The following is a 4,312-nucleotide window of genomic DNA, read 5'->3' on the forward strand; positions in this document are numbered from 1 at the left end:
TATCGTGGGTGCGTAAACGCATTCACTGTATTCCAAAGCAATTTCGTTTTGCTTGTTTTCATGTAATCCTTAATCATCGCAACGATTGGATCAAGAGCATCATATGTTTCCTTTAATGTATTTCCTTCAGGCGCGATATCAGAATCATGGAAGCAGAAGAAAGGCACATTCAGCTTTTCAAACAATTCAAATGCCGCTTCTACACGCGCTTTTGCTAAATCTAAGCCCTTATAATGATCCCAAGGACGAATCATCGTTCCTGCACCGAATGGATCTGTTCCATCAGCAGCGAATGTGTGCCAATACGCAACAGAAAAGCGCAGAATTTCCTCCATTGTTTTACCATTAATTTTCTCTTCTGGATTGTAATATTTAAATGAAAGTGGATTTTTTGATGTTGGACCTTCAAACTGGATTTGGTTAATATTTTGGAAATAAGTCATTTGAAATTTCCTCCTCTTTTGTTTTCATGTTACAAATTCACGATTTTTTGTTGTTATCGCTTACAGTACACTAAAAATGAAACAACTATATTTCAAATTTCCTTCAGCTTTACAACTTATGAATTGATTATATCACCAAAAACTTTGTTTGTCTATCGGATGAACAAAGTTTATAATGATTATATAGAATCAATTTAGAAAAATAAAATCGTTATAGTGGCTGTACAGCTACTGTATAAAGAAGGGAACAGAAATCATCATGCAAATGATCTGGAATCAACAGTTAGTAAAAAAAGAAAATAAGTCAATTGTATTGAATCTCATTATGAACAATGCTCCTATTTCACGTGCTGATATCGCGCAAACATCCGGTTTAAACAAAGGAACAGTTTCATCATTAGTAGCAGAGTTGCTGGAGGAACAGTTAATTTATGAGTCTGGCCCAGGCGAATCCAGCGGGGGCAGACGCCCGGTCATGTTATTGTTTAATCAAGCTGCCGGCTATTCCATTGGACTCGACCTGGGTGTCAACTATATTCTTGGAGTCTTAACCGATCTTCACGGAAACATTGTGACTACCAAAAATGAAAAGTATACAAATATATCCTTTGACGATACTCTTAATCGTGTGAAAAATGTTATTTCCTTTTTAATCGATGCTGCTCCCCTCTCTCCCTATGGAATCGTCGGAATCGGAATTGGTGCACCGGGAATTTTGAATAAGGAAGGAGATATTTTGCTTGCTCCCAATCTTGGATGGAAAAACGTTTCGCTAACAGCAGCACTTGAAACAACATTCAATATACCTGTTATTGTCGAAAACGAAGCAAATGCCGGTGCTTACGGCGAGAAAAAGTTTGGACTCGGACAGCCCTTTGATGATCTCATTTATGTAAGTGCAGGGATTGGGATCGGAACAGGCATTATTATTAACGGTGAATTATATAAGGGAATTAATGGTTACTCAGGCGAGTTCGGGCATATGACAATTGACAAAAACGGAATGCAGTGCCGATGCGGAAATAAGGGCTGCTGGGAGCTGTATGCATCTGAACAATCCCTGTTGTCAAAAGCAAATGAAATGAACTTGGGAATAATGAATGATGTCAATTTAGGCGAAATACTATTACTGGCACAAAATGGGGAGCAAGCAGCCATTCAACTACTAAAGGAGGTTGGCCAAAATCTTGGCTTGGGGATTATTAATATTATCCATGCCTTTAATCCGCAGCAAATTATCATTGGAAATCGCCTTGCAGCAGCAAGACAATGGATTGAGCCTCAAGTTCGGAATGTGATAGACAAATTTACATTGTCTTTTCATCAAACGGATATTAAAGTGAGTTTCTCAAATTTATCCCTGCCCTCTTCTGCCTTGGGAGTTGCAGCTTTTTCAACTGAAGCATTTCTTAAGTCAAAACTGCAAATGCAATAATGAGTTTATTTTTGGGTTAATAACAATACTAACGCATAAAGACTGCCGTGAAATTCAGCGGCAGTCTTTATTTTCCCCTATATTTTACAGTATATTATGCTGATTTGCCCCAAGCTGTCTCCATTTCCTCTAAGGTCTTCCCTTTCGTCTCAGGGACAAGCTTCCAAACAAATACAGCTGACAGTACGCTCATTAGACCATAGAAACCATAGGTTAAGCCACCGCTATACTCCATCATCATTGGATAAGTAGATGAAATTAAATAGTTAGCAGCCCATTGTGCAGCTACGGCAATAGCCACAGCTTGTCCACGAATTTTATTAGGGAAGATTTCAGAGATCAATACCCAACAGATTGGTCCCCATGACATCATGAATGAAGCTGTATATATAATAATGAATACTAAAGTACTAATCCCAATAATATTTGAAAAGGCCAGTCCTGCTACACCAAACATACCAATAGCCATACCGACAGAACCTGTTATTAACAATGGTTTACGTCCCCATCTATCTACAGTCACGATGGCAACAACCGTAAAGATAACATTGACTAATCCCATAACGATCGCCTGTAACATGGAAGCATCTTTTGCAGCTCCCATACTTTCAAAAATATGTGGCGCATAATATAAAGCAACATTGATACCAACAAACTGTTGGAATACAGAGAGAAGTACTCCAACAACAATCACTAATTTTCCGTAAGCAAATAGTTTTTCGGAAGAAACATTCATATTTATCGTTTGTTTAATTTCACTCAAAATTGATTTCGCCTCTGAAGGACTATTATTAATTTTAGTGAGAATTGCTAGAGCTTTATCATCTTGATTTTGTATTACTAAGTATCGAGGTGTTTCTGGCACGAAAAGTAAAAGTATGCCGAATAATAAAGCCGGAATAGCTCCCGAAGCAAACATATATCTCCAACCCACATCGTTTATCCATTCCAATGTCTGTCCATTAGCAATGCCCCAATTAACAAAGTAAACAACCAACATACCAAAAATGATCATAAATTGATTGAACGAAACCAACCGACCACGAATATCAGCAGGAGCAATTTCTCCTATATACATTGGACAAATTGCAGATGCCAAACCAACACCAATTCCACCTATGATTCGGTACACATTGAAGGCAAGCAACAAAGAGATCGTTGGTTCTCCTTTTGTGAAAAATAAAAACTCAGGATAAGAAGCCCCTAGAGCTGATACAATGAATAGTATAGCCGCTACCATAAGTGAATTTTTACGACCAAATTTTGAGGCGAAGTAGCCAGATAAGAATCCGCCAATGATACAACCTATTAATGCACTTGAAATTGTTGCTCCGTGCGCTAATGACCCTAACCCTAAGCTATCGATAAAATATATTCTTATTGATGCTTCTGCACCAGATATTACAGCTGTATCATAACCAAAGAGCAAACCGCCAATAGCAGCTACTAACGTAATTGAAAATATATAGAGTGAGTTTCGTTTTTGTTTCATAGTTTATTACAAACAGATTTTAGTAACCAAAAAGAACACTAATTTATAAAATTCAACAGCTGGCTTGCAAGTGATCATTTTCTAGCCATGCAGCATCGTTTTATTAATTATCTTTTACATTCCGTTATATAATTAAACATTGATAACGCTTTCCATCTTATTCTAATCATTATAGCGTTTTCAAAATAGCTTATTATTTATACGGTTAAAGATGGTTTTAAATAACCTGTTTCTTTTTGATGGACTATTCTAAAATCTGTCTGTATACTCCCTTCTATTTTGAATTTTTAAATTACTTACAGAAAAAATATAACTCAAATAATTACTCCAATCCGTCCTTAGTCCCCTTTAAAAGTAAAGGATTGAATCAAGCAGGAAAATAGATCAAGACCTGGTGGTTTTCCACATCTAAACATTTAGAGTATCCACCTCCAACGAGTTTCATTACTGTTATATAGTTAGTTCATATAAATTTACTACGTTTGTTAACAAGCATTGAAATCGTTCTCATATGGAGGATAACAACATCAGATTAGTTTATCTAATAGATAAATCTAATCTTTTTCCTTATCCCATATGAAAATATCTTATTTGTTGAGATTCTATCCAAAAAACGTGGGAATCGATTTCAAAACTCGTTTATATATAGGAATTTGAAAAAGGTAATGGAAATGAAAGCTGATAAGATTATTTCTTTTTTCAAATAGCCTACGTATTTAAAATTAAACTCCTATTTATAATGATCATGTTGCGTACTTCACAAAACTTACCCAGTATCACCTCTCTATCTAGCAATGATACTGGGTAATGAGAAGGCGTCGGAATAAAATACCATTCCAGCCCCCTTTTTATTTATTTGAGTGTCTGTTTCTGTTATACAGTTACAGTCGATAATGTTTCCAATAGGTACTGATTGACCACCGCTTTTAAACGTTCCTGACG

General features: G+C 36.3%; 2 protein-coding genes and 1 pseudogene. 1 reads left to right on the forward strand and 2 read right to left on the reverse strand.

The features are described 5' to 3' along the window. Positions 1-443, reverse strand: a pseudogene (locus EP737_RS25000) (xylose isomerase); the annotation flags it as partial. A 259-nt stretch (positions 444-702) separates the two neighbouring features. Here EP737_RS25000 and EP737_RS25005 point away from each other — a divergent pair. Further along, positions 703-1,878 (forward strand): ROK family protein, encoded by a 1,176-nt coding sequence (locus EP737_RS25005; RefSeq protein WP_342772940.1) that lies wholly within the window; start codon positions 703-705, stop codon positions 1,876-1,878. 94 nt (positions 1,879-1,972) lie between these two features. On the opposite strand, the gene xylE is transcribed toward EP737_RS25005, so the two are convergent. Further along, complete coding sequence (gene xylE, locus EP737_RS25010) at positions 1,973-3,370, reverse strand: D-xylose transporter XylE (protein ID WP_129732113.1); 1,398 nt, start codon at positions 3,368-3,370, stop codon at positions 1,973-1,975. Between the last annotated feature and the right edge of the window lie 942 nt (positions 3,371-4,312).

This window comes from Ectobacillus funiculus, assembly GCF_004138295.1.
Taxonomy (GTDB): domain Bacteria; phylum Bacillota; class Bacilli; order Bacillales; family Bacillaceae_G; genus Ectobacillus; species Ectobacillus funiculus.

Excerpts from the sequence above, each read along its gene's own strand:
- xylE (WP_129732113.1), bottom strand. The coding sequence starts at position 3,370 with ATGAAACAAAAACGAAACTCACTCTATATATTTTCAATTACGTTAGTA.
- EP737_RS25005 (WP_342772940.1), top strand. The coding sequence starts at position 703 with ATGCAAATGATCTGGAATCAACAGTTAGTAAAAAAAGAAAATAAGTCA.